This is a genomic window from Streptomyces sp. NPDC006711, assembly GCF_042869775.1.
Lineage (GTDB): Bacteria > Actinomycetota > Actinomycetes > Streptomycetales > Streptomycetaceae > Streptomyces.
Genome location: NZ_JBIAGO010000003.1, coordinates 453408 through 477155, shown reverse-complemented (window position 1 = coordinate 477155; position 23748 = coordinate 453408). Strand labels below are relative to the sequence as shown.

Below are 23748 nucleotides of genomic sequence, written 5' to 3'. Positions count from 1 at the left end.
AACGTGCGAAGGGTGCTCACAGCCATTCCCGTCGCCAGCCGCCCCGACTTCAGCGTCAGCGCGGTGACCTGCCGTTCCGACCACGCCCGCTGGTCGGCACCGGAAGTACGCACCGACTACCGCGTGGTGCTCGTGCGCCGCGGACGCTTCCACCGGAAAGCCGCAGGCGCGCCGGCCCACATCGACACGACCCTGGCCTACCTGGGCGCACCGGGCGAGGAGGAGAGCTTCGCCCATCCCGCCGGCGGTGACGTGTGTACGTCGATCAGCGTGACACCAAAACTGTGGCGTTCCCTCGCCGGAGACACTCCGGCACCGGCCGTCCAAGCCCTCTACGTCGATCCGGGCCTCGACCTTGCCCACCGCCGCCTGCTCGCCGCCGCCAGTTCCGGGGACGTCGACTACGCGCTCTCCGAGGAACTGCTGGCCCTCCTCACGACCGCCATACGACGCACCGCATCCGGACCGACCCCGCTGCACTCGACACCCTCCGGGCGCGACCGGCCCCTCGTCGCAGCCGCCCGCGAGGCGATCGTCGAAGCCCACCCCGCGTCGGACACGCTGTTGTCGCTCGCCAAGTTGCTCGGCGCCTCCCCCTACCGCCTGAGCCGAGCCTTCCCACGCGAACTCGGCGTAACAGTGACCCACTACCGCCAGCGCGTCCGCATCGGCAGGGCCCTCGACCGCCTGGAAGCCGGAGAGAACAGCCTCAGCACCCTCGCCGCCGACCTCGGCTACGCCGACCAGGCCCACCTCACCCGCACCATGCGCCAATACCTCGGCCACACACCGACGGCGCTTCGCCGTCTGCTCAACCCAGCACACTAACCTGCGCATCTCAAGTGTCGTCCTTGCTGAAGGCCGGGGGCAGGGAGCAGTCCTTGACCCGCCGAGGAGGCTTTCAAGGCATATCCCTCCAACATGAAGTGCAGCCAACCGAGTTGGATGGCGAGAGGTATCACCCCACAGCTACGAGCCGACCAAGAAACGGCCACGTAAGGGGCTTTTCACCGAGAGGGTCGAGAAGCAGGCCTGGTACCAGGCGGAGAGGTCGACCAGCGTCGAGCGTCAGTTGATGCCGTTCTCGGCGACCCGGAAGACCGCACCGAACAGCTACGGGTGACACTAGGCCTCCGGCCGCTCCTGACCCTCGGGCCGGTCAGCTGTTGGTCAGGGCCGGTTGGGCCCGCGAAAAGGCAACGTCTGGCTGTAGACGACGCTGGTGGTCGTGCTGCCGAGGCCGGCCAGCTCGTCCATGAGCGTTTCCAGATGCCCCATGGAGGTCGTGGCCACCTTCAGGGTGTAGCAGTCCTCGCCGGTGGTACGCAGACACTCCAGGATTTCCTGTCGCTCAGCAAGCAGGCGACGCAGCGGTTGATGGCGGTTGCCCGAGTACTTCAACCGTACGAGGGCGAGCACGGGATAGCCGACCTTGGTCAGGTCAACCACTGCGTGGTAGCCGGAGATGATGCCCTGTGCTTCAAGTTGCCGCACCCGTTCCGTCGTGGCCGACGAGCTGAGGCCCACGCGCCGCCCCAACTCGCTGAGGGAGATACGTGCTTCCTGTTGCAGCTGGTCGATGATCGCCCAGTCCACGTTGTCAAGTTTCACGGTCATTTCGCGATTCTACCGGCAGATTTATGGAAGATGGCCGTAGTAGCGGTGAGAAGTCCGTTTCAAGTCTCTTGATCGCCGGGATAAGGGTTGTCCCGTAACTGCTGGTCACGGATGAGATGCTTTTGATGTGGTTGGTGTGATCACGGCGTCTGAGCCGTGCCAACTCGTATGTAGCGGTTGCAGACGCCGCGTTGGTGGTATCTGGACTGCTCGAGTGCAGGCTTGCGATGCCTTCGAGGCTCCCGGCAGCGATGTTTTACGCAAGAGTGGCAGGCGGGCCGGCGCGACTGGTGTTGACGGCCCGGGGTGGCAAAGGAATGCCTGGAGCCGTCCGGATCCGTGATGTCTCTATCCAGACCGGCACGCGATGGCACCGCTGCCACCCTCAACACCCCTGCCGCGAAAACTCGTTGGTGTTGATGGTGCGAGCCCATTCCACGGTGACCTCTCGCGAGTCCTAAGCCTTGAGTTCTGGCCAGGGCCAAGGCCAAGGCCCGCGGGGTGCGCTGGTGCCACGAGCAAAAGGGGCCGTGAACACACGTGCCTGGATCGCGTTCCTCGACGAATCAGACGTCTCCCTGCTGCCTCAGATCCGCCGTACCTATTCGCCCCGAGAGCGGAGTTCGGTCAGTTGTGGCGGAACGCTGCGTGACCATGCGTGTTCTAGCCCTCGGGGTAAAAGACGAAGAGTGTGCAGCCCGTCGTCGTTTGCGGGATGTGCGACGATCCGGCGGGGGCATGGATGAATGAGCCCGCGGGGTAGTCCCGTTGCCCGTCGTTGAAGACGCCGGAGACCACGAAGACCTCTTCCGGCCCCGGTTCGTGGACGTCGATGCCTTCCCAGCATGTGTGTGGATCCATCTCCAGTACCTGTGCCGCCGCACCACTCTCACCGCGCCACAGCGGCCGCAGCCGAATGCCGGGGAAGAGTTCGCGCGTGGGAGCCTCATGTACGGCGGACCACACATAGCCCGGCAGTTGCCCGCTCGTCCCTGCTGCCGTGTTCGCTGTCTGTGCCGCCTTTGGTGTCTCTGCCGTCATGGGGCAAGCCTCGTGGCCTGCCGACGCCCGGCCAAGTGTCTTGATTGACGTTCTACGGTACTTTCCTGCCATGCATCGTGTAGCGGCCCTTGTTCACTCGCCCCAGTCGACCTTCGAACTCGCCTGTGCTGCCGAGGTGTTCGGTATCGAGCGGCGCGGGCTGCCCACTCGGTACGCCTTCTTTGTATGCACTGAGCACCCGGGTGCCATCGCCACGCGCGCCGGATACGACATGCTCGTCACCGAGGGGCTTGACGCCCTTGATGGGGCGGACACCGTGGTCGTCCCGGGCTGGCTGCCCACCGATGAGACCCCTTCGCCCGCCGTCGCACGGGCCCTGCGCCGCGCACACGAGCGCGGTGCCCGCGTGATCAGCATCTGTTCCGGCGCCTTCGCCCTGGCACACGCCGGCCTGCTCAACGGCCGCTCGGCAACCACTCATTGGGCCCTGACGAGCGAGTTCGCCGCGCGCTTCCCTACGGTCCGCCTCGCTCCGGACGTGCTGTACGTGGACCACGGCGACGTGGCGACGAGCGCAGGAGCCGGGGCCGGGGTCGATCTGTGTCTGCACCTGGTACGTGCCGACCAGGGCGCCGGATACGCCGCGCACGTCGCCCGGAACATGGTCATGCCGCCGCACCGTGAGGGCGGGCAACTGCAGTACTCCGCACCGCCTCACCCTGCCCAGATCGACGGCTCGCTCGCACCGCTCCTGGAGTGGGCGACCGGCAGACTCGACGAACCGCTGGCCGTCGAGGACCTGGCCGCTCACGCCGGTTGCTCCGCTCGCACCCTGGCCCGCCGCTTCACCGAGCAGGTCGGCACCAGCCCGGGACGGTGGCTGCTCGACCAGCGGATCACCGCAGCCCGGGAGCTGTTGGAGGCCTCCGACCTCCCGGTGGACGCCGTCGCCCACCGCGTCGGACTATCCTCGGCCACCAACCTCCGCAGACGCTTCCTCGGCACCCTGGGCACAACGCCAGGTGCCTATCGCCGGGCCTTTCAGGCCGGGCCGCGCTGACCAGCCGGCCTGCCTACTCAACATCAACAATGCCTGACCGCTCGTGGCCGGTCAGCTCCCCAGCAATGGCCGCCCACGGGGGGACTTCCAACTGGCCACTGACACCTGCCGCTCCGAACGGACTTGCCTCTCTCCCGGTCAGCCTGCCAGCCGCCACCGACGCCATTTCCGCCGGCAATCGCACGCGAACCGAAAGCGTGGTCGGCCGTGCGGTCCCTGCGGCCGCCCCGACACCACCGGGACCGGCCGTCGAGCCGACGGCCGTAGGCTCCAGCCACCCGCCGGTGTCGTCGTCTCCGCGAGAAGCCGGGCCGGGCGCAGCCGCACGCTGCCAGGGCGGCACCCATGGAATCCGTCGGCACCGCCCTGCACCGTATCTGGCCCGCCCAACTGCGAGCCGACCGTCTCATCCTTCGGCCGGTCATCCGGGAAAGACGGCTCCCTGGTGAGCCAGTTGTTGACCGACGACCGTGTCCGCGCGCACCTCGGCGGTCCAGTCAGGGAGGGTCGCGGCGCCGTCTGGCAGGCCGCCTACACGACGATTGCCCGGCAACCTGGACCGTCGTCCGCGTCGCCGACCAGTGGCCGATCAGCCCGGTGAGCATCGGCGCCGACCTCAGGTGGGAGGGCCGCGCCTTTCGGACCTGGCTTCAAGGCCGACCCCTACGCCGGGTACGCGCAGCTAGGGGAGACCAAGCCCGTCCACCAGGTCGCCCGTCCCGACGGATCGCCCGTCTGGCTCGTCACGCACGAGGCCGATGTAGGCGCGGCTGGCCGACGCTCGCTTCTCAGTCGACAAGCAGCCACCGAGGTCCCGGCGGCGATCAGCTTCCGCAAGCCCGGCTTGACCATCGGCGTGGCGTCTCCTGGCAGCGCCTGTCGGCCGGGTGACTGGATATGGCTTACGAGGCCAGTGTCAGCAGTCGCTCCTACACGAAAGTCCAACCGTGGCAGCAGCCGTCTGAGCCAAGCTCAGGCTCTGTCACCCCACCTCCGGACGCGGTGCCGACTCACTCGTCATCGAAATGGTTTGCACCGCTTTCCCTCTGCGCACCAGGAGCGTCAACGGGTGAGTCGGCCACCAGCATGGAGGCGACGGGGTAGTTCAGCGTGCCACATGTCGCACCCGCTCCGTCGTGGCCGACGAACCGAGGCCCACACGCCGTCCCAACTCGCTGAGGCAGATGAATGCGCCTTGGCGCAGCTGATGGATGAGCGCCCAGTCCACGTTGCCAGGGTTCCCGGTCATCGCGCGATCGTACCGGCAGATTCACGGAAGTTGACCGTCACCACCGGGAGAACTCCATTCCGCCGTCCTTGATCATCGGGATAGCCTCCGACCATGCAACTGGGCGTCAACGTAACAAACTTCGGGCCAGGGACCGATCCCGGCGTTATGCGCGAGTGGGGGCGGACCGTGGAGGGGCTCGGCTTCGACCTCCTCATGGTGTCCGATCACGTGGCCATCACCCCGGATCTCGCCGAGCGCTATCCCGAGCCGTTCTACGAGCCGTTCACCACCCTGTCCTGGCTGGCCGCCATCACCACCAGGGTGCGACTGGGCACCACCGTGCTCGTGCTTCCCTACCGGCATCCGCTGCTGGTGGCGCGCATGGGAGCCAACCTCGACCAGCTCAGCGGTGGCCGGCTCGTGCTCGGCGTGGGCGTCGGCTGGGCGCGTCAGGAGTTCAGCGCGCTGGGGGTGCCGTTCGCCGCCCGCGGCAGGCTGACCGACCAGTACCTGGGCACCCTGCGGGACGCCTGGCGCGAGGAGGTGGGCGGTCACGCCGTGTCGGTACCCATCTGGGTCGGCGGCAACAGCAAAGCCGCCATCCGGCGCGCCATCAGGTTCGGCGATGCCTGGCACCCGCTGCGAGGCACCATCCCCTGGCTGCGCTCGACCTTGGGGGACTACTCTCACCTCACCTTCGCTCCGCGCATCACCTTGCGGTTGACCACCACGCCCGTCGACACCCCCGACCGGCCCGCGGGGGCCGGCACCATCGAGCAGATCCTCGGCGATCTCGAAGAACTTCGCCGCCTCGGTGCCCACACCGTCGTCCTCGATCCCTTTCAGGGTGATCCTGAGGAAACCCGTCGGCCTCAGGAGGCGTGGCAGGCACTCGCCACCGTGGCCACGCACTGGAGGACCTCAGCGTGATCACCACCGCCGACGAAGAACTGCTGCGGCGCGCGATCGACATCGCGGCCCGCGCCATCACCTTGGGCGACGCACCGTACGGCTCGCTGCTGGCGGCCCCTGATGGGTCGATCCTCGCCGAAGCCCATAACACCGTGCGGCGTGACAACGACATCACCGCCCACCCGGAACTGAAACTCGCCCGCTGGGCCGCGAGCGAACTCGCCCCGGACACGGCCGCCCACACCACCCTGTACACCAGCTGCCAGCCCTGTGGCATGTGCGCCGGCGCCATCCTGCGCTCCAGCCTCGGCCGGGTCGTCTACGCGCTGTCCACCGAGCAGCTCATCGCGCTGAATCCGCAGTCGGGCGACTGGACGGCGGCCGCCCAGGACGGCCCCGCCCTGTTCGAGGCGGCACGCATCCCCATCGCCACGTATTACCAATCAAGGTGAGGGGCATTCAGCCCTGGTGTGAGTTGCGGTGTGGGGGTGGGGCTGGGCTGGGGTGCTGAAGGCTCGATGAGAACTAATCGGGGTGGCTTCGAGCGGGGCGGTAGGCGGTCCGGCCTTGTGTTGTGTCAACTTCGGTGAGAGTGCCTGGTGTTGTCGCAGATGGGTGCCCACGTCTCATGGCACGTTCAGGCTTTCGCTGGTCAGAGGTGTTCTGCCTGGTCAGGTTGGTCGGGGTTAGCGCGCTCGGGCGGTGTGGTGGGCTTCGGCCCGGAGGTTCACGCGGATGGCTTCCAGGGATGTTTTGGTGGTGCGTTCGGTGCGTCATTGAGAACGCCCATGGTCGCTGCCTGGCGGATCAGCCGGGTGAGGCTCCCGATCCGGCCTGCGGTCCGCTGGTGGGGGAAGGCGGCGTGGCGGGGGAGCGAGCCATCGCGATGCGCGCGGAGATCGAGTGCGGCTTCCACGCCGGCGATCGGTCCTCGGAACGGCTCGCGTTTCCCGGGGCGGGCGGGAACGTCCCGCTTACCACCAGGGAAGCCCGCCTGCCGTGGCGGACGTGCAGCTTGCCGAAGCGGCCCAGGTCCCACTTGATGTCGTCCAGGTCGAGCCCGCACGCCTCGCTCACCCGCAGGCCGACCTGGGACAGCGGCTTCGAGGCGGCGTGGTTCCTGATGGTAGGGGCGGACTTGCGGCACGTCGCCAACTCGGCGCGCCAGGCCGTGAACAGTGTCCCGACCTCCGGCTCGCTCGGAGGGATCCGCAGCTGGGCTTGTTCATCTCGTCGATCGGGCACTCGACGACCCGGTCCGTCATCCGATGGAGCTCAACCCTGTGCCGCAGCTCCAGGTACATGAAGTAGGTGGACAGCGCCTGCGACCGGCGGCGGGCAAAATCGTCCCACCGGTTCAGCCGACGGAGAGGCGGCCGCGGCCTTGCACATAGCCGACGCCGCTGCCGAAGCACCGCCGAACGTCATTGGTGGGCACCGCGACGCCCGTGAACGGGTGGCCCTGCATGAGGCCGGAGGCGATGGTGCCTGAAAGGAAGGAGTCCAACGGCGTGTACCCGTGCGAGCCGTGGCCGGCGGGCTTCAGCGTAGAGCGGCCCACGACCCGCCCACCGCGGTGGAGACCCGAGTACCAGGTGATGGTGCCGATGCCGCTGATCCCGGTGGCCCGGGTACAGCTCGCCCGGCCGGTACCGCGCAGGGTCAGTTGGCCGGAGCGGATACGGCTCTGGCGTCCGTTGGGGGAGGAGCAGTTGTTCAACTGGGCGCTGCCGCGCGCCGAGATGGAACGGGGGGTGCTGGTGACCGAGGGAGAGAAGGAGATGCGTTCGCCTGGGCCCGTGTTGAGCGTGCAGGAGAGGGTGTTCTGCGACCGCATGCTGGCTGCGGCGGTGGTGACCCGCGATTCGGCTTCGCTTCCGGTGCTGGAGGCCAGCAGCGTAAGAAGGGTCACCGCGGCGACCGTAGCGGAGCGGAAGAGGGAAGTCCTGCGCATGGGGGTTCTCCTTGCTGATGTTTCGTACCGGACGGAGCTCTCGTGCCGGATGTGTATCCACGCCGTGCTGTGCTGGGTCGTCGTGCGGTGATCCGGCGGTGCGGATACGCACGGCAAGGTAGCTGGTTCCGTATGGCTACCGGTATTTCCTCACTCGTATGGATCAGGAGGTGTTTGACCAAGTCACGTCCGTCTCGTCAGGGTTGCCCTGATTGAGAGAAAGGACCCGTCATGCGATGGCCTCACGCCCCGCGGTCCCCTTCAGGTCCTGCGAGCGGGGCGCTGTCGTCGGCGCGGATGCGCTGGAGGGTGCGTCATCCCAGGTGGGTGCTTTCGGCGGCGCTGGCGATCGGCCTGATGCTGGCGTGTGCCGCAGTCGTGGCCCCCGTACGGCTTTCCAATGGCGGTTACATCGCGGAGGGAACCGAGGCCGCGCGTACCGAGGCTCAGCTTCAACAGCGCTTCGGCGCGGGCATCCCCGATCTGGTGCTCCGTGTGACGGCGGACGCGCCTGTCGATGACCCAGCGGTCGCCCGCGCCGGGCGCGCTTTCACGCTCGAGGTCGAGCGGCGTCCCGGAGTGGGCGAGGTCCTCTCGTACTGGACTGTGGGGGACAGCCGGCTCCGCAGCAAGGACGGGCGGGCCGCCCTGGTCACGGTCGACCTGCGCGGGAACGAGGACGAGGCCGCGCGGCTGGCCACCACCCTGGTCCCTCAACTCACCACGAAGTACAGCGGACATGACGGGCACGGAAGCCTTCACGTGTCGGTGACCGGGCCCGCCTGGGTCATGGCCCAGGCCACCCAGCTCAGTCGCCAGGAGCTGTGGCAGTCCGAACTCATCGGCGTACCGGCGGCGTTGCTGATTCTGCTCTTCGCTTTCGGGTCACTGACGGCCGCGCTCCTGCCCGCCGTGGTCGGCGGCCTCGCGGTGGCCGGAACCTTCGCCGTGCTGCGGGTCCTGATGAACGTCATGCCGCTGTCGGCGTTCGCAGCCAACATCACCACCGCCCTCGGTCTCGGCCTGGCCGTCGACTACGGCCTCTTCGTCGTCACCCGCTATCGCGAGGAACTGGCGGCCGGAGCGACACCTTGCGAGGCGGTCGAGACCACCATGCGTACGGTCGGGCGCACCGTGCTGTACTCCGCGGCCACGGTCGTCGTCTGCCTCGGCGCACTGCTCCTGTTCCCGCTGGGCTTCCTGAGATCGCTCGCGCTCGCGGGCATCAGCGTGGTGGTGCTGGCCGCGGCGACCACCCATCTGGTGCTGCCCGCCCTGCTCGTCGTCATCGGGACCCGTATCGACCGTGGAGACCTTTTCGCCCCCCTGCGCAGGATCACCGTGCGGCGGTCACCCCTGTGGTTGCGGGTGGCGCGCCAGGCCACCGTCCGGCCGGTGCTGGTGGGCGGCAGCGCCGCGCTCATCCTGCTCACGCTGGCCGCTCCCTTCGCGCACGTGCGCTTCGGTGTCGCCGACCAGCGTGTCCTTCCTGTACGGGCCGAGTCCCATGCCACCGCCACCCGGATCGAGCAGGAGTTCGCCCTGCCCTGGACGCGGACCCTGGCCGTGCTGCTGCCCGACGCGGACGTGATCGACCAGGCAGAGGAGTTGGACCGCTACGCCCGCGCGGTCTCCGCCCTGCCGGGCGTGGGGGTGACCGCCACGGCCCTGGGCACCTACAAGGACGGTCGGCTCGACTCCGGTCCTTCGGCGGACTCGCTCATGTACATCACCCAAGGCGCCACCTGGCTCGCCGTAGCCGCCGACGGACCGCCGCAACGGGACGAGAATCTGGTACGAGAACTGCGCGCCCTGGCCTCTCCAGGCCGCCACGAAGTCTCGGGCCGCCCCGCGCGCGTACTCGACACCAAGGCCGCCGTGCTGCGGACCCTGCCGTGGGCGGCGGGCATCGTTGTCGGCAGCACCCTGCTGTTGCTGTTCTTGTTCACTGGCTCCGTACTGATCCCGGTCAAGGCCGTCGTCATGGGCGCGTTGAGCCTGAGCGCCAGTTTCGGCGCCATGGTGTACGTGTTCCAGGACGGGCATCTGCGGCACCTGTTGGGCGACTTCACGGTGACCGGGGAGCTGGAGACCTCCATGCCGGTCCTGGTCTTCGGAGCAGCCTTCGCGCTCTCGGTCGACTACGAGCTCTTCCTCATCTCCCGCATCCAGGAGGAGTACCGGGCCACAGGCGACCACCGCGCGGCGGTGTACGGCGGTCTCGCCCGCACCGGACGCATGATCACCATTGCTGCCGTCATCTTTGCGGCGGCATTGTTCCCGCTGGTCACCTCGGACATCACCCTCCTCAAGCTCATCGGCTGCGGTCTCGCGCTGGCCGTCCTGCTCGACGCGACGGTCGTGCGCGGTGTGCTCGTCCCCGCGTTCATGAGGCTGACCGGACACGCCAACTGGTGGGCGCCCCGCCCGCTCGTCGCCGTCCACCGTCGCCTCGGCCTGGACCGTTGGTGCGGTGAGTCGCTGCCCCGCGTCACGGGGAGAGTGCCGGGAGCTCGCGCCGAGCAGACCTCGGACCCGGTCGGCTGATTCCGCCTCGGCGCGTCGCACCCGTACACCGACACCTGTCGCTCTGCACGGGGACGCCCCGGTCCGGGCAATCCCGGACCGGGACGAAGAGGGGGTCACACCCTGGAGGACGCGGCCACCTCGTCGTCCAGGACCGGACCGCTGTCCAGGGCCGCACCCTTTCCGGTCGGCCCCTCGCTCTCGGCCGGCGCGTGCGGGCTGCTCGACAGGCCCAGGCGCAGCAGTACCAGATGTGAGATGTCGGTGATGGTCCCGCCGCTTCGCAGCAGCTCCAGCGGCGGGATCTCGATGTCGAACCGGGTGCGCAGGGACACCAGCATCTCGGCGAGCATCAACGAATCGAGCCCGTACTCGTCGAGCCGGCGGTCATGATCGAGGTCCTTTTCATCCATGTGCAACACGCCGGCCAGTACATGCGCGAGCGTCCCGGCGACGGCACGGACGGCGTCCGCCGACGACATGGCCGCCAGTGCCGCCACGATCTCCTCGCGCGTGTGGTCGGCCTCGTCCATGCGCTCGGGGAGCAGCGTGGAACAGCGCGGTGCGGCCAGGGTCGGCAAGAGGCCGCGCAGTCGTGCCCAGTTGTAGCGCCCCACGCCCGCCACCTCGGCATGCCGTACGGCCGGCAGCTCCAGGGCATTGAACGCCTCACGCAACGTCACGGGCTCCATGCCCACCGAGGCGAGCGTTTCGGTCAGCTCGTTGCGGGCTACGTATCCGGTCTCGCCGATGGCGCCCCATGCGATTGCCTGTCCGACGGCACCTGATTGCCGCCGGCGCCGCGCCAGTGCCTCCAACCAGAGGTTGGCCGCCACGTAGTTGGCCTGGCGGATGTTGCCCAGGAAGGTGGTGCCGGAGGAGTACAGCAGGAACAGGTCCAGCTCGCGGTCGCCCAGCAGGCGGTCAAGCACCATCGCGCCGGCCATTTTCGGGGCCAGGGCGGCGGCGAACCGTTCGGCGGAGAGTTCGACCAGCAGGTCGTCCTCCACCTGCATCGCACAGTGGACGACCCCGCGCAGCGGGTGCCCGCCCGCGTCGATCCGGGCGAGTATTTCTCGCATGGCGGACGCGTCGGTGACATCGGCGGCGTATGCGGTGGCCCGCACGCCGCGTTCGGTGAGACCGGCCAGCACCTTTTCGGCCTCTGGCGACGTTTCGCCGCGTCGGCCCACCAAAGCCAGGTGTCGTGCGCCCCGGTCCGCCAGCCATGCGGCGGTCGCGGCGCCGAAGCCGCCCAGGCCCCCTGTCACCAGGTAGGTGGCCTGCGGGTCCAGGGCGGGCGCCTGCGTCCGCCGCTCCACGCGCACCGGTTCGTCCAGGGGGTCCAGTACGACGACGACTTTGCCGACATGGCGGGAATGCTGCATGAGCTGGAACGCCTCGGCCACCCGGGCCGCAGGGTACACGCTGTGCGGCAACGGACGGTACGAACCGTCGCTCACGCGCTCGGTGACATTGGCGAAGAGCGCCGCTCCTCGGTCGGGGTCGAAGGCCAGGGTGGTGAGATCCACCCCGAAGAAGCTGATGTTGTTGCGGAAGGGCCGCAACAGCAGCGGCTTGTTCTCGTAGATGTCCCGCTTGCCCAGCTCGATGAACCTGCCGCCCGGGCGCAGCAGTTCCAGACTGCGGGTGATCGCTTCTCCGGCCAGGGAGTTGACCACCACATCGACGCCGCGCCCCTCGGTGACCTCCATGACCTGGACGGCGAAGTCCAGGTTGCGGGAGTCCAGAACGTGATCGACTCCGAGGGTGTGCAGCAGTTCTCGCTTGGCGGGCGTGCCCGCGGTGGCGATCACACGGGCACCGCACAGGCGGGCGTACTGGAGCACGCCGAGCCCGATACCACCTGCGCCGCCATGGACCAGGACCGTCTCCCCGGCCCTCAGGCGCGCCAGGTGGTCGAGGCTGTAATGCACGGTGGAGAAGACGACGGGCAAGGTGGCGGCTTCCGCGAAGCCCATGGCGTCGGGGATGTGGCCGAGCGCCTGGGCGGCGGTCAAGGTGTGGGAAGCCAGGGACGCCGGTGCCAGACCGTAGACCCGGTCGCCCGGCCGGAAACCGGTCACGTCGGGTCCGACGGCTGTTACGACCCCCGCGCATTCCAAGCCGAGGCCCACCTCGGTGTAGGTTCCTTCGATCGCCTCGGCCGGCAGGAGACCGACCGCCTGCATCATGTCGCGGTAGTTCAGGGCGGCGGCTCGTACGGCGATGGCGACCTGCCCGGGCCCCGGGGCGTGAGGCGTGTTCTCGACCCACGCGAGCTGGTAGGACAGGCCGGGGGAGCGCACCTCCAGCGTGAAGGGCTCTTCTGCCGCATCCGCAGCCGTCACCTCGGCGTGGTGGGCGGGCAGCGCCCGTTCCCGCGGAACGAATCGCCCGCCGCAGGCGGTGACCACCACCTCGGGTTCGGCGTCGTCCGTCAGCAGTTCGTGCGCCACCCGGTAGGCGTCGGTGGCGGTCGTGCCCGAACGGTCCAGTGAGACGGTGCGCACCGACAGTCGGGGTTCCTCGTTGGCGAGGGACCGGGCGATTCCCCACACCGCCGCGTCGTGGGTCGCCTCTGCCCGCTCCGGCAGGGGAAGCGCGCCGCTGGGCCGGGTCACCACGGTCAGCGAGGTCTGTGCGCCGCCGGTGCGGGCCGCGCCGGCTCGGGCGATGGAACGCATGAGCGCCGCGCGTCGGGTGGTGAATGCCACGGCCTCGGCCGGATCGTCACCGGGTGCTTCACTGAGGAGCACGCACACCTGGGTGCCTTCTTCCCCGAGGAGGTGTGCCCAGTCGGCCGCTTCCTCGTCCGCCGCCACCCGCACTGAGGCCGGGACACCGTCCGCGTCCGGGGGCAGGTGTTCGGCGACGGCTTTGGCCAGGGGAAGTTCCTCGGCCGTCTCGGCGGCGACGATCCTGCGGCGTGCTGTCGCGGGCGTCGGCAGGGCGGGCGCCGCCACGGCACCCCGGGGGACCGCGGCCAGCAGCACGGAGAAGTCGTCGCGGCAGACGGGTGCGTCGTCACCGGTGCGCACGATGTCGGTGAAGCCGCACCTGACGAGCAGTTCTGCCCAGCGGTCCCCGGGCAGCAGGGGAGAGCTGGGGCGCAGCGCGTGGTCGCTACGGGTCCAGAACGTCTCCAGGGTGCCGAAGAAGGGGGCCAGTACGTGTGGGTCGTGGCTCTCGATGGCGAGCAGAAGGCCGCCGGGGGCGAGAAGGGCGGCGACGCGCCGCACCGCGGCTTCGAGGTCCATGGCGGTGTGCAGCGCGTTGGCGGCGATCACGAGGTCGAATCCCGCCTCGGGCAGTCCCTGGCCGGCCGGGTCCTCGTTCAGGTCGAAGGTGCGGTAGGTGAGGAAGTCGTAGGCGGCGAAGCGCCGTTGGGCGCGGGCGAGGAACGCGGAGGAGACGTCACTGTAGACGTAATGGGTGCGCTCGGCGGGCAGGAAGGGCAGCAGGGCCGCCGCCGTGCCGCCGGTGCCTGCCCCCACCTCCAGGACCCGCAGAGGCCGGTCCTGCGGCCATGCCCGTACCGTCTCGCGAAGCAGTGCCTGCGCGAGACGGTTGTGGAAGCGGGACGTGAGGGCGGTGTCGTAGAGCTGCTCGACGTCCGTGAGACTCCCGTCGGCCGCCGTGAGTTCCGCGCGGGCGTCGCCCCCACGGCCCAGGACGTCCCGGGTCCGGCTGAGGGCCAGCCGGTTCTCGGTCGAGTACCGGGGCAGGTCCAGGACCAGCGCGCGCAGCAGTTCCTCGTCCAGGAACGTCGAGCGGGTCAGCCTCAGGCGATTGCTGTCCACCTCCTGCGCCAAGCCGTGGCGGACCAGTTCGGGGATCACCGCCTCGACGAACGGCACGCACCGCGGGTCCATTCCGGCGGTGACGAGGTCGTCGATACCGAAGGGCGCGCCGTGGTCGGGCACGAGGGCGGCGAGGGCGGCGGCGTACCGGTGTGCGGCAGCGTTCTTGAGGAGGGTTTCGAAGCGCTCGTATTCGGCGTCGTGCCAGTCGGCGCGGCAGGCGGCGATGTGGTCGGCGGCGCCCGAGGCGATCTGGTGGGGCGTGAGCGTTGGGCCGTCGCCGGCCCACGGCAGCGGATCGGACGCGGCCCGCATCGTGGTGTGATACACCGTCAAGGTGGCTCGGTGTGCGCCGGTCAGTCGCCGCAGGCGGCAGCTGAGCAGCTCGACACCGACGCGTCCGTCCTCGTCGGTCACGACGATGTCCCAGCACTCCTCGGCCTCCAAGGAAGACCGCCGGCGCACATGGATCCATCCTGAGGCGGCGGGTGTGCGCCACACCCGGGCGGAGCCGATCGCGGCAGGAAGGTAGACCGTGCCCTCCTCCACGGCTGAGCCGATCAGCGGCGCACCCGCCTGTAGGGCACCGTCCAGCAGGGCCGGGTGGGCCTGGTACTGCTCACTGGGGGCCTCGTGCCGGTAGGCCGCCAGCACCTCGCCGTCCCCCACGCGCAGTTCGCGCAGCACCCGGAAGGCGGGACCGTACTGCAGACCGGCTCGCCCGACCGCGTCGTAGTGTTCTGCGCTGTCCATCACACGCCGGCAGCGCGCGTGGGCGGCGGCGAGGTCCACGTCGGCGGGTGCGTGCCCGAGCAGGGCCCGCACCCTGGCCCGTACGTGCGCGCGCGGCAGTGCGGTTCGCGCCTCGGTGCTGGTGATGCTCACCAGCCCGTCATCCGGCGTGACGGCCAGCTGGATCCGTACACTGCCGGCGTCCGCCCACGGTACGACCAAGGGGCGGGCGATCTCCAGACAGTCGACTTCCGCCGGGCCGTCGAGGATGAGGCGCCCGGCGGTCAACGCCATCTCCACGTAGGCCGTCGCCGGCACGACAACCGAACCCGCCAGCCGGTGGTCGGCCAGCCACGGCGTCAACGCCGGCTCAACAGCCCCTTCCCAGGTCGGCACGGGCGAGGGCAGCCGCTCACCGAGCAGTGGATGGTCCAGGCGTCCCGAGCCGCTGGTACGCAGCCAGGTCCCCGGGGTCCCGTTCCAGTGGCGCTCGCGCTGCCATGGATACGCCGGCAGGTCCACCACCCGCCCCCGGCGCGGGAAGTGCACGCTCCAGTCGAGCTCGGCGCCCTGCGCCATGAGGGCGGTCACGGCCTGGTGCACCGCCTCGGGGCCGTCGGCGCCACGTCGCAGGGTCGCTGTCACCGCGACCGTGTCCCGGGCGCGGCAGCGGGCGACGCGGTGCAGGTAGGAGCGGAGGACCGGATGCGGGCCGATCTCCACGAAGATGTCGGTGCCGTCTTCCAGGGCCTTCTGCGCCGCCGCGGCGAAGAGCACGGGCTCGCGTACGTTGCGCCACCAGTAGGTGCCGTCCAGGCGATCACCCTCGATCCGGTCACCGGTCACGGAGGAGAACATCGTCACTCGGGACGCCTCAGGTCGCAGTCCGGACAGTTCCTGGCGCAGGGGCCCGTCGATCGGGTCCATGGCCGCGCTGTGGAAGGCGTAGTCGAGATCGAGTTCCGTGCAGGCGACCCCCTTGTGCGTCAACTCGGCCAGGAGCGCCCGCAGAACGGCTGCCGGGCCCGCCACGGTCACATCTCGCGCACTGTTGACCGCTGCCACTTCCACTCCGGGCCAGGCGGCCAGTTCCTTGACCGCCTCGTCCACGGGAAGCGCCACAGCAGCCATCCGGCCCGTCCCTGCGGTGGCCGCCTGAGTACGACTCCGGCCGACGATCACCTGTGCGGCCTGCTCCAGGTCCAACGCACCTGCGACATGAGCGGCGGCGACCTCGCCGACGCTGTGGCCGAGCACGCTGTGCGGCACGATGCCTTGCGCCTCCAGCATCCGCACCAGAGCGACCTGCACGGCGAACAAGAGCGGCTGTGCCACTTCCGTCAGCGCGAGACGCGACCGATCCGCCGGCGCTGCCAGCTCCTCGGCCAGCGACCAGCCGAGCAGGGGGGCTGCGACCGTGTCCACCTGCGTGACGGCGGCGCGAAAGACCGCACTGTGCTCCAGCAGGTCGGCGGCCATACCCTGCCACTGCGAACCATTGCCGGAGAAGACGAACGTGATGCGCCCCCGGGACACAGCCTGGAAGGCGGTGGTGGCAGAGCGGGCCTCTTCCCCATCACGGGGGGAGGGGACGAACGGTGACTGCCCCGGCCCATCGGTGCCCGGCGCCGCCTGGGTCTCGGCGCCACCGGAACCCGGCACGGAATCCTCGGCCACGGGCAACTCGACGGGCGCCGGACGGCCCGCGACTGTCCGAAGCTGCCGCGCGGCGACCTGAGGTACCGCCAGTACCACCGCACGGTGCGGATGCGTTCCCCGGCGCAGGCAGGAGGTGTGGGCGATGTCGTAGAACTCCTGCGTGGAGGCCCCGGCGAGCCGGTCCGCCATCTGTGAGGCTGCCTCGGCCAGCGCCTTGGGGGTACGCGCCGAGACCAGCACGGGAAGCGCTCGCTCGCCACCCGCGCCCGTGTGGCCGACGGGTTCCTCGCGCGGGGCGGGCGGCGCGGTGGGTGCGGAGGTGAGGACGACGTGGGCGTTGGAGCCGCCGAAGCCGAAGGAGTTGACCCCTACGACCGGACGCCCGACCGTGTCCAGTGACAACGTGCTGTCGGCGGTCGCCAGGTTCAGCCCCGCGAAATCAATGTCCGGGTTGGGCGGGGTGGCGTGCAGCGACGGCGGGATCACCCGGTGCCGCAGTACGAGCAGTGCCTTGAGCAGCCCGGCGATTCCGGAAGCCGGCTCCAGATGCCCGATGTTGGTCTTGACGGAGCCGATCGGCAGTACCCCGGCGGAGCGGCGGCGGCCCAGAGCCCGGCCGATGGCCCGGCACTCCAGCGGATCACCGACCAGGGTTCCCGTACCGTGCGCCTCGAGGTAGACCAGTTCGTCCGGCGAGACGTTGGCTTGCTCGTACACCGAACGCAGCAAGTCCTCCTGCGCCTCGGCGCTCGGCAGCGCCAGCCCCATCGTCCTGCCGTCGCTGTTGGAAGCGCTGGCGAGGACGACCCCGTGGATCCGGTCCCCGTCCGCCATGGCGTCCGTCAGTTTCTTCAGGACGACCAGACCACCCCCCTCAGCGCGCACGAAACCGTCGGCCGCCGCTGAGAAGGAAGCGCATTTGCCGCTGGGCGACAGCATGGCTGCCTGGGAGAACCCCACGTAGTGGTACGGGCTGAGCAGTACGTTCACTCCCGCGGAGAGCACCACGCGACTGCTGCCGTCGAGCAGGGTGCGACAGGCACGGTCCAGCGCCACCAGTGACGAGGAGCAGGCGGTGTCCACCGCCATGCTCGGCCCGCGCAGGTCGAAGAAGTGGGACAGGCGATTGGCGGTGATCGAAGAAGCGGCGCCCGACATGGTGTAGGCGTTGACCGTCTGCGGCAGCATCATCTGTAGTCCGCCGTACGAGGTGTCCGACACCCCGACGTACACGGCCGTGTCGGTGCCCGACAGGCGCTCGGGAGCGATTCCGGCGTCGTCCAGCGCCTCGACGGCGAGTTCCAGCAGCAACCGGTGCTGAGGATCCATCCGGGACGCTTCCTTCGGCGAGATGCCGAAATAGGCGGCGTCGAAGCCGGTGATGTCGTCGAGGAAGCCGCCCGCGGCGGTGTAACTCTTGCCGGGGCGCGGCATCGAGGTGTCGACGAACCGGGACGCCTCGAACCGGTCGTCGGGCACCTCACCGACCAAGTCACGGCCCTGCCGAAGCGCGGCCCAGAACTGGTCCAGGTCACCAATGCCGCCAGGAAGGCGGCACGCCGCCCCAACTACCGCGACGGCCCGGTCCGTTGACTTCGCCTTGTCCCACATGTACAGCCACTTTCTTCGGAGTTGGATGGACTGTCGACACTCGAGCAGGGGACGCCATCTAACGGGCTGTGATCGTACGGTGACAACCACCGCTAGGCCGTAGGGGTTATCTCCTGCGCTCACCACGGCAGGGCATGACACGAGGTTGAGCGGGGAATCGTCCCGCCGACTCGGGCGCAACAAAGAGCGGTGCCGGCGCGGAACTTCGCAAACGGCCCAACGCGGCACCGCTGGCGAACTCTCGTGGTGGGAGTTCGCGTCGGGGTCCGTCGAGTCCGGTGAGGGACACGGTCCAGGCCTCGGACAGCCGGCGCCGACGGCGACGGCGACGAGTAGACCAGGCCGGGAGATCATGGGGAAGGTAGCGCCACGGACAGCACGTCCGGTTCTGGTAGAAGATCGCGTTCACAACCTGCCGGAGATCACAGGTCCCGGGGTACTGGGTCGCCGACCGCTCCACCTGCCTTTGTCCCCACGCCGTGATCATCGGCTCGATCAACACCCACTGCCCATCCGATAAGTCGCTGGGATGCGGCTCTCGCTCATGGCTCGCATCGCAACATGAACATGCCGAGCAATCGGCCCGTGCGGCGATCAGTACCACGATCGAACGATCACGAACCGAGAGCAGGGACCTACCGCCCTCTCACATCGGCTCGATGATGTTCTTGCGCAGGTGTCCGTAGATCACCGAGGTGCGTACGTCTGCGAGCTCTTGCCGCTCGGTCAGCTTGTCCAGAACCACGGAATGCAGCTGGTCGGTGTCGCGAACCGCGACATGGAGGAGGAAGTCGTCGGTGCCCGTCAGCACGAAGACCGCCATCACCTCGGGCATGCGCGCCACGAAGGCTTTGAACTGCTCAATGACCGCACGCGTCGGCGGCCGCACCCGCACGGCGATCATCGCTTGCAGCCCTCGGTCGAGCGAGGGGAGGTCTACCTCGGCATGGAATCCGAGCAGCACACCGCGCTCGCGGAGGGCGCGCACTCGCTCCAGGCAGGTGGAGGGCGCGATGCCCAACTCCTGTGCCAGGTCTCGGTTGGTGCGCCGACCGTCTTGCTGCAGAAGTCGCAGCAACGCCGAATCTAGTTCGTCCACGTTCCGCTCCACTCCTCAAGGTCCGAATTATATTCGCCCGGCTTGTCATTCTTCCGGATTGCTTTCTTGCGTATCCCGCAAAAGCCCGTTCATGATTCGCGTCGTTGCTGTGCGGTCAGGGCGGAGTCAGGGTTCCGGGCGAGAGGGCATCAGCGGTGGAAGAACGGAAGACGAGGGCTCTGGCGATCTGTTCAGTCGTGGCGGCCGCGCTGTTGTGGAGCAGCTCGTACGCGGTGACCAAGGAGGTGCTGGCGGACGTCGGGCCGCTGACCACCGGGGCCATCCGCTTCACTGTCGCCGCCGTGCTGCTCGCGATCATGGCGCGCATGCGCCGCAACCCAGCCGCCCCGCCGAACGCCCGCCAGCGGCGGATGATCTACCTGAGCGGCCTGCTCGGCATCACGGCCTACTTCGTGCTGGAGAACATCGGCGTTGAGCTGTCGACCGCCTCGGACGCCTCCCTGATCGTGGCCACCTATCCGCTGATGACCATGCTTCTGGAGCTGGCTCTCCTCCGGACCAGGATGCCGCTGCTCCGGGTCAGCGGCGTGCTGCTCGCCGCTCTGGGAGCCTTCCTGGTCGTACGCAACGGGGCAGAAGTCGGAGGCGGCGCACGCTGGTTCGGTGACGTGCTGCTCCTGCTCGGCGGGCTGATGTGGGCCGGATACAACGTGCTGGGCAAGTACGCGGGCCGGGGGCAGGATGCGGTGAACCTCACCTACCACCAGACGGTGGCGGGCGCCGCCGGCTTCCTGCTCGCCTCACTCCTGGAGATCGGGGACTGGCGGGTGCCGGACGCCTCGGCCTCGGTGATGCTCATCCATCTGGCCGTGGCGTGTTCCGTCGGCGGCTTCCTCCTCTACAACTACGGCCTGCGCAGGATGTCTTCGAGCGTCGCAGTCAACATTCTCAACCTGGTACCCGTGTTCGGTGTGCTCGGTGCTGTGGTGATCAACAAGGAGACAGTCCGGCTCACCCAGGCCCTTGGCGGGATGGTCATCATCGCGGGTGTGGCCCTCGGATTGGTCGAACGCCGAACAGTCGTCGAGAAAACCGCGGTTCCCGAGCCGAGCCCGGTCACCGAGCGCACCTGAAGGCCCAGGAGACCCGGCTTCCCGGACCCTGAAACCGTATGGGGGCCAGCGCACGTCCGGGGCCACGGCCCGCCGAACTCGCGCCGAGCGGAGGCGGAGACGCGGCCGATCCGCCCGAGTCGACGACTGCACACCAGGCCATCGTGCACGCCTTCAACCAGCACCCCGGCCAGGCATTCAGGGTCCGTGAACTGCACGAACGAGGCTGCTGCCAGAAACGGGCTCAACACCCTCTCAATGCTCGCGAACGAACCGGACCAGCCCAACACCGACGGTGCTCGGAAAAGGAGGCGTCCGGCACAGACGCAGAGCAGCACCTCGACGGTGCCCGTGCTGAGGCGCAACCCGTGTTCGCTCGTCCCGCCGGCCAGTTCATAGGCTTTGGCGCGATGCTCAAGCGCTGGAGGAAAGCCGCCGGCGTCACGCAGCCACGTGCCGCGCGCACCCTGGGGATCAGCGAGCGCAAGCTGCGTGGCATCGAATCCGGCACCTATTCCGGGCCCCGCTCCGCGCGCGCCGAACGGAAGGCGCCTGACCGGCAAAAGAGCAGGTCAGGCGCCTATTTTTTGAGGCTCTAGAAGAAGCCCAGCTTCTTCGGCGAGTACGACACCAGCAGATTCTTGGTCTGCTGATAGTGCTCCAGCATCATCCGGTGGTTCTCCCTGCCGATCCCCGACTGCTTGTAGCCTCCGAACGCGGCGTGCGCCGGGTAGGCGTGGTAGCAGTTGGTCCAGACGCGGCCCGCCTGGATGGCGCGGCCGGCGCGGTAGGCGGTGTTCATGTCGCGGGTCCATACGCCCGCGCCCAGGCCGTAGAGCGTGTCGTTCGCGGTGGCGATCGCGTCGTCGAGGTCGGTGAACGACGTCACCGCCACGACGGGGCCGAAGATCTCCTCCTGGAAGACCCGCATGCGGTTGTCGCCCTCGAAGATGGTGGGTTGGACGTAGTAGCCACCCGCCAACTCACCTGTCTGACAGACTTGTTGACCGCCCGTCAGGATCTTCGCGCCTTCCTGCTGGCCTATGTCGAGGTAGGAGAGGATCTTCTGGAGCTGGTCGTTGGAGGCCTGGGCGCCGATCATCGTCTCGGTGTCCAGGGGGTGGCCGGGCAGGATGCGCTCCGTGCGGTCGATCGCCGCCTCAAGGAACTCGCCGTAGTGGCCGCGCTGGATCAGGGCGCGGGAGGGGCAGGTACAGACCTCGCCCTGGTTGAGGGCGAACATGGTGAAGCCCTCGAGCGCCTTGTCGCGGAAGTCGTCGTCCTTGGCCCACACGTCGTCGAAGAAGATGTTGGGGGACTTGCCGCCGAGTTCGAGCGTGACCGGCTTGATGTTCTCCGAGGCGTACTGCATGATCAGCCGCCCCGTCGTGGTCTCGCCGGTGAACGCGATCTTGGCGACGCGCGGGCTGGACGCGAGCGGCTTTCCCGCCTCCACGCCGAACCCGTTGACGACGTTCACCACGCCCGGGGGCAGCAGGTCCCCGACGATGTCAAGCCACACATGGATGGACGCGGGGGTCTGCTCGGCCGGTTTCAGGACCACCGCGTTGCCGGCCGCGAGCGCCGGGGCCAGCTTCCACATCGCCATCAGGATCGGGAAGTTCCACGGGATGATCTGGCCGACCACACCAAGCGGCTCGTGGAAGTGGTAGGCGACGGTGTCGTCGTCGATCTCGCTGAGCGCGCCCTCCTGGGCCCGCAGCGCACCCGCGAAGTAGCGGAAGTGGTCGATGGCGAGCGGAATGTCGGCGGCCAGCGTCTCGCGCACGGGCTTGCCGTTCTCCCAGCTCTCCGCGACCGCGAGAGCTTCCAGCCGCGCCTCCATCCGGTCCGCGATCTTGAGCAGGATGTTCGCGCGGGCCTCGGGCGATGTGCGGCCCCAGGCGGGGGCGGCCGCGTGGGCCGCGTCGAGCGCCGCCTCGATGTCGTCCGCTGTGCCCCGGGCGATCTCGGTGAAGGCGCGGCCGTTCACGGGGCTCGGGTTCTCGAAGTACTGGCCGCGCTGGGGCGGCACGTACGCGCCGCCGACCCAGTGGTCGTAGCGGGACTGGAACGAGACGAGCGCGCCCTCGGTGCCGGGCGCTGCGTAACGAGTCATCTCCGTGGCCTCCCTCGGCGGCGCCGCCCGCCCTTGGGCGGCGCACGGGCGCAGGTTAGGCGCGGTGACGTTGCGATCCCGTTGCCGGGCCCTGCTCGGCCGCCAGCTCCGCCAACCGGGCCCGCGCCGAAGCCTGTTGAGGGCCCGGAAGCGCGGTGGCCAGGGCCTGCCACACCGGCAGGTCGTCCTCGCCCCACGGGCTGTAGGCCCAGTCGGACAGCAGCCCGGGATCGGCCCGCGCGATGAGCGCCGCGCGCAGCTGCCCGGCGAGCGAATGGCGCAGACGGGCCACGGCCGGTGCCTGTGAGCCGGGCAGGAGCGGCCCGCTGTACGCGTTCATCGCGGCGGCCACCGCGCCCGAGCCGAGCCGCCGGGCCACCGTGTCGAAGTCCCCCTCCACGGGCGCGGTCAGCCGGTAGGGCCGGGAGGCGAGCAGTTCGGGTCCCAACAGGGCGCGCAGGCGCGACAGTTCGGCTCGCAAGGTCACGGGGCTTATGGTTTCGTCCTCGTACAAGGACAGGTGCAGTGCCTCGCCGCTCAGCCCCTCGGGGTGGCGGGCGAGTACCACCGCGATCTCGCTGTGGCGCGGGCTCAGGCGCAGTTCGCGGCCGCCCGCGACGAGCAGGGCCTCCTCCCGGCCCAGGGCGCTGAGCTGGACCCTGTCGCGGGCGGGCGGCGGGGCGAGCAGGGCCAGTTGTGACTCGACCGTCCGCGCGAGGGCCGTCACGAAACCCAGGCTGTGCGGGTGGGCCAGGCCGTCGCCGCCGGTGAGGTCGACGGCGCCGAGCAGCCGTCCCGTGCGGGGATCGTGCACGGGGGCGGCGGCGCAGGTCCACGCCTGTACCGGGCGCCGGAAGTGCTCCGCCGAGAAGACCTGGACCGGGCGGTCCTCGGCCAGCGCGGTGCCGGGCGCGTTGGTGCCCGCCGTCGACTCGGCCCAGCGGGCGCCGGGTACGAAGTTCATCCGCGCGGCCGCGCGACGCGCGCCGGGATGCCCCTCGACCCACAGGAGCCGGCCCCGTGCGTCGCACATGGCGACCAGATGCTCGCCCCCGCCGGTGTAGGGGCCGGTCAACTCCCTTACCACCGGCAGGACATGGGCGAGGGGATGGACCGCGCGGCAGGCCGACAGTTCCTCCTCGTCCAGCTCCACCGGGGCGGCGCCGTCGGGGCTGACCCGGGCCCGCGCCGAGCGCTGCCAGGACGCCGCCACCAGCGGACGCACGGGGCGTACCACCCGGCCCGCAGTCGTGAACTCCTCGTGGGCGCGCCGGAGTTGAACGCTGCGCTCAAAGGCGTCGGCTCCCGCGTCAAGGGCCACCCAGGACTCGTCCCGCCTGTCGGTCACCG

General features: G+C 69.3%; 17 protein-coding genes. 7 read left to right on the top strand and 10 right to left on the bottom strand.

All coding sequences use genetic code 11. The annotated features are described in order from the left end of the window. Positions 1–12: 12 nt before the first annotated feature. Positions 13–828, top strand: coding sequence for a helix-turn-helix domain-containing protein (locus ACFYM2_RS09865; protein WP_388834857.1), 816 nt, complete (start codon positions 13–15; stop codon positions 826–828). 342 nt (positions 829–1170) lie between these two features. Here the strand turns inward: ACFYM2_RS09865 and ACFYM2_RS09860 are convergent, their stop codons facing one another. Continuing rightward, positions 1171–1617: an Lrp/AsnC family transcriptional regulator gene (locus ACFYM2_RS09860; RefSeq protein ID WP_350228746.1), complete on the bottom strand. Its 447-nt coding sequence runs from the start codon at positions 1615–1617 to the stop codon at positions 1171–1173. Between the two features lie 663 nt (positions 1618–2280). Continuing rightward, positions 2281–2658 carry a cupin domain-containing protein gene (locus ACFYM2_RS09855; protein ID WP_388834854.1) on the bottom strand — a complete coding sequence of 126 codons (378 nt, stop codon included), beginning with the start codon at positions 2656–2658 and terminating at the stop codon, positions 2281–2283. Between the two features lie 70 nt (positions 2659–2728). Between ACFYM2_RS09855 and ACFYM2_RS09850 the strand changes: the two genes are divergently transcribed. Further along, positions 2729–3679 (top strand): GlxA family transcriptional regulator, encoded by a 951-nt coding sequence (locus ACFYM2_RS09850; RefSeq protein ID WP_388834851.1) that lies wholly within the window; start codon positions 2729–2731, stop codon positions 3677–3679. A gap of 1105 nt (positions 3680–4784) precedes the next feature. Here the strand turns inward: ACFYM2_RS09850 and ACFYM2_RS09845 are convergent. Beyond that, positions 4785–4928 (bottom strand): AsnC family protein, encoded by a 144-nt coding sequence (locus ACFYM2_RS09845; protein WP_350228742.1) that lies wholly within the window; start codon positions 4926–4928, stop codon positions 4785–4787. A 93-nt stretch (positions 4929–5021) separates the two neighbouring features. On the opposite strand from ACFYM2_RS09845, the gene ACFYM2_RS09840 reads away from it, so the two are divergent. Both ACFYM2_RS09840 and ACFYM2_RS09835 read left to right on the top strand, forming a co-directional pair. After that, positions 5022–5840 carry an LLM class flavin-dependent oxidoreductase gene (locus ACFYM2_RS09840; RefSeq protein ID WP_350228741.1) on the top strand — a complete coding sequence of 273 codons (819 nt, stop codon included), beginning with the start codon at positions 5022–5024 and terminating at the stop codon, positions 5838–5840. Further along, the gene (locus tag ACFYM2_RS09835; RefSeq protein WP_388459506.1) at positions 5837–6274 is read left to right on the top strand and encodes a nucleoside deaminase; all 438 of its coding nucleotides are present in this window, start codon (positions 5837–5839) and stop codon (positions 6272–6274) included. The genes ACFYM2_RS09840 and ACFYM2_RS09835 overlap by 4 nt, the downstream gene beginning before the upstream one ends. 355 nt (positions 6275–6629) lie before the next feature. On the opposite strand, the gene ACFYM2_RS09830 is transcribed toward ACFYM2_RS09835, so the two are convergent. After that, positions 6630–7067: a hypothetical protein gene (locus tag ACFYM2_RS09830; RefSeq protein WP_388834847.1), complete on the bottom strand. Its 438-nt coding sequence runs from the start codon at positions 7065–7067 to the stop codon at positions 6630–6632. 112 nt (positions 7068–7179) lie between these two features. Next, positions 7180–7776, bottom strand: a complete 597-nt coding sequence (locus ACFYM2_RS09825; protein ID WP_388834844.1) for a hypothetical protein — start codon at positions 7774–7776, stop codon at positions 7180–7182. 309 nt (positions 7777–8085) lie between these two features. On the opposite strand from ACFYM2_RS09825, the gene ACFYM2_RS09820 reads away from it, so the two are divergent. Beyond that, positions 8086–10323 carry an MMPL family transporter gene (locus ACFYM2_RS09820; protein WP_388834841.1) on the top strand — a complete coding sequence of 746 codons (2238 nt, stop codon included), beginning with the start codon at positions 8086–8088 and terminating at the stop codon, positions 10321–10323. 95 nt (positions 10324–10418) lie between these two features. On the opposite strand, the gene ACFYM2_RS09815 is transcribed toward ACFYM2_RS09820, so the two are convergent. From ACFYM2_RS09815 to ACFYM2_RS09805, 3 genes are all read right to left on the bottom strand, one after another. Continuing rightward, positions 10419–18107: an SDR family NAD(P)-dependent oxidoreductase gene (locus tag ACFYM2_RS09815; RefSeq protein ID WP_388834838.1), complete on the bottom strand. Its 7689-nt coding sequence runs from the start codon at positions 18105–18107 to the stop codon at positions 10419–10421. Positions 18108–18213: 106 nt separating this feature from the next. Further along, a complete protein-coding gene (locus tag ACFYM2_RS09810) occupies positions 18214–18702 on the bottom strand; it encodes a transposase (RefSeq protein ID WP_388835128.1) in 489 nt (162 codons plus the stop codon). Positions 18703–18753: 51 nt separating this feature from the next. Next, positions 18754–19206, bottom strand: coding sequence for an Lrp/AsnC family transcriptional regulator (locus ACFYM2_RS09805; RefSeq protein ID WP_358998869.1), 453 nt, complete (start codon positions 19204–19206; stop codon positions 18754–18756). Between the two features lie 155 nt (positions 19207–19361). Between ACFYM2_RS09805 and ACFYM2_RS09800 the strand changes: the two genes are divergently transcribed. Both ACFYM2_RS09800 and ACFYM2_RS09795 read left to right on the top strand, forming a co-directional pair. Beyond that, a complete protein-coding gene (locus tag ACFYM2_RS09800) occupies positions 19362–20300 on the top strand; it encodes a DMT family transporter (protein WP_358998866.1) in 939 nt (312 codons plus the stop codon). A 347-nt stretch (positions 20301–20647) separates the two neighbouring features. Beyond that, complete coding sequence (locus ACFYM2_RS09795; RefSeq protein ID WP_388834833.1) at positions 20648–20878, top strand: helix-turn-helix domain-containing protein; 231 nt, start codon at positions 20648–20650, stop codon at positions 20876–20878. Here ACFYM2_RS09795 and ACFYM2_RS09790 read toward each other — a convergent pair. Together ACFYM2_RS09790 and ACFYM2_RS09785 are read right to left on the bottom strand one after the other, a co-directional pair. Further along, positions 20875–22398, bottom strand: a complete 1524-nt coding sequence (locus ACFYM2_RS09790; RefSeq protein WP_388834830.1) for an aldehyde dehydrogenase family protein — start codon at positions 22396–22398, stop codon at positions 20875–20877. The genes ACFYM2_RS09795 and ACFYM2_RS09790 overlap by 4 nt on opposite strands. Positions 22399–22453: 55 nt before the next feature. Continuing rightward, the gene (locus ACFYM2_RS09785) at positions 22454–23746 is read right to left on the bottom strand and encodes a GAF domain-containing protein (RefSeq protein ID WP_388834827.1); all 1293 of its coding nucleotides are present in this window, start codon (positions 23744–23746) and stop codon (positions 22454–22456) included. Positions 23747–23748: the final 2 nt, after the last annotated feature.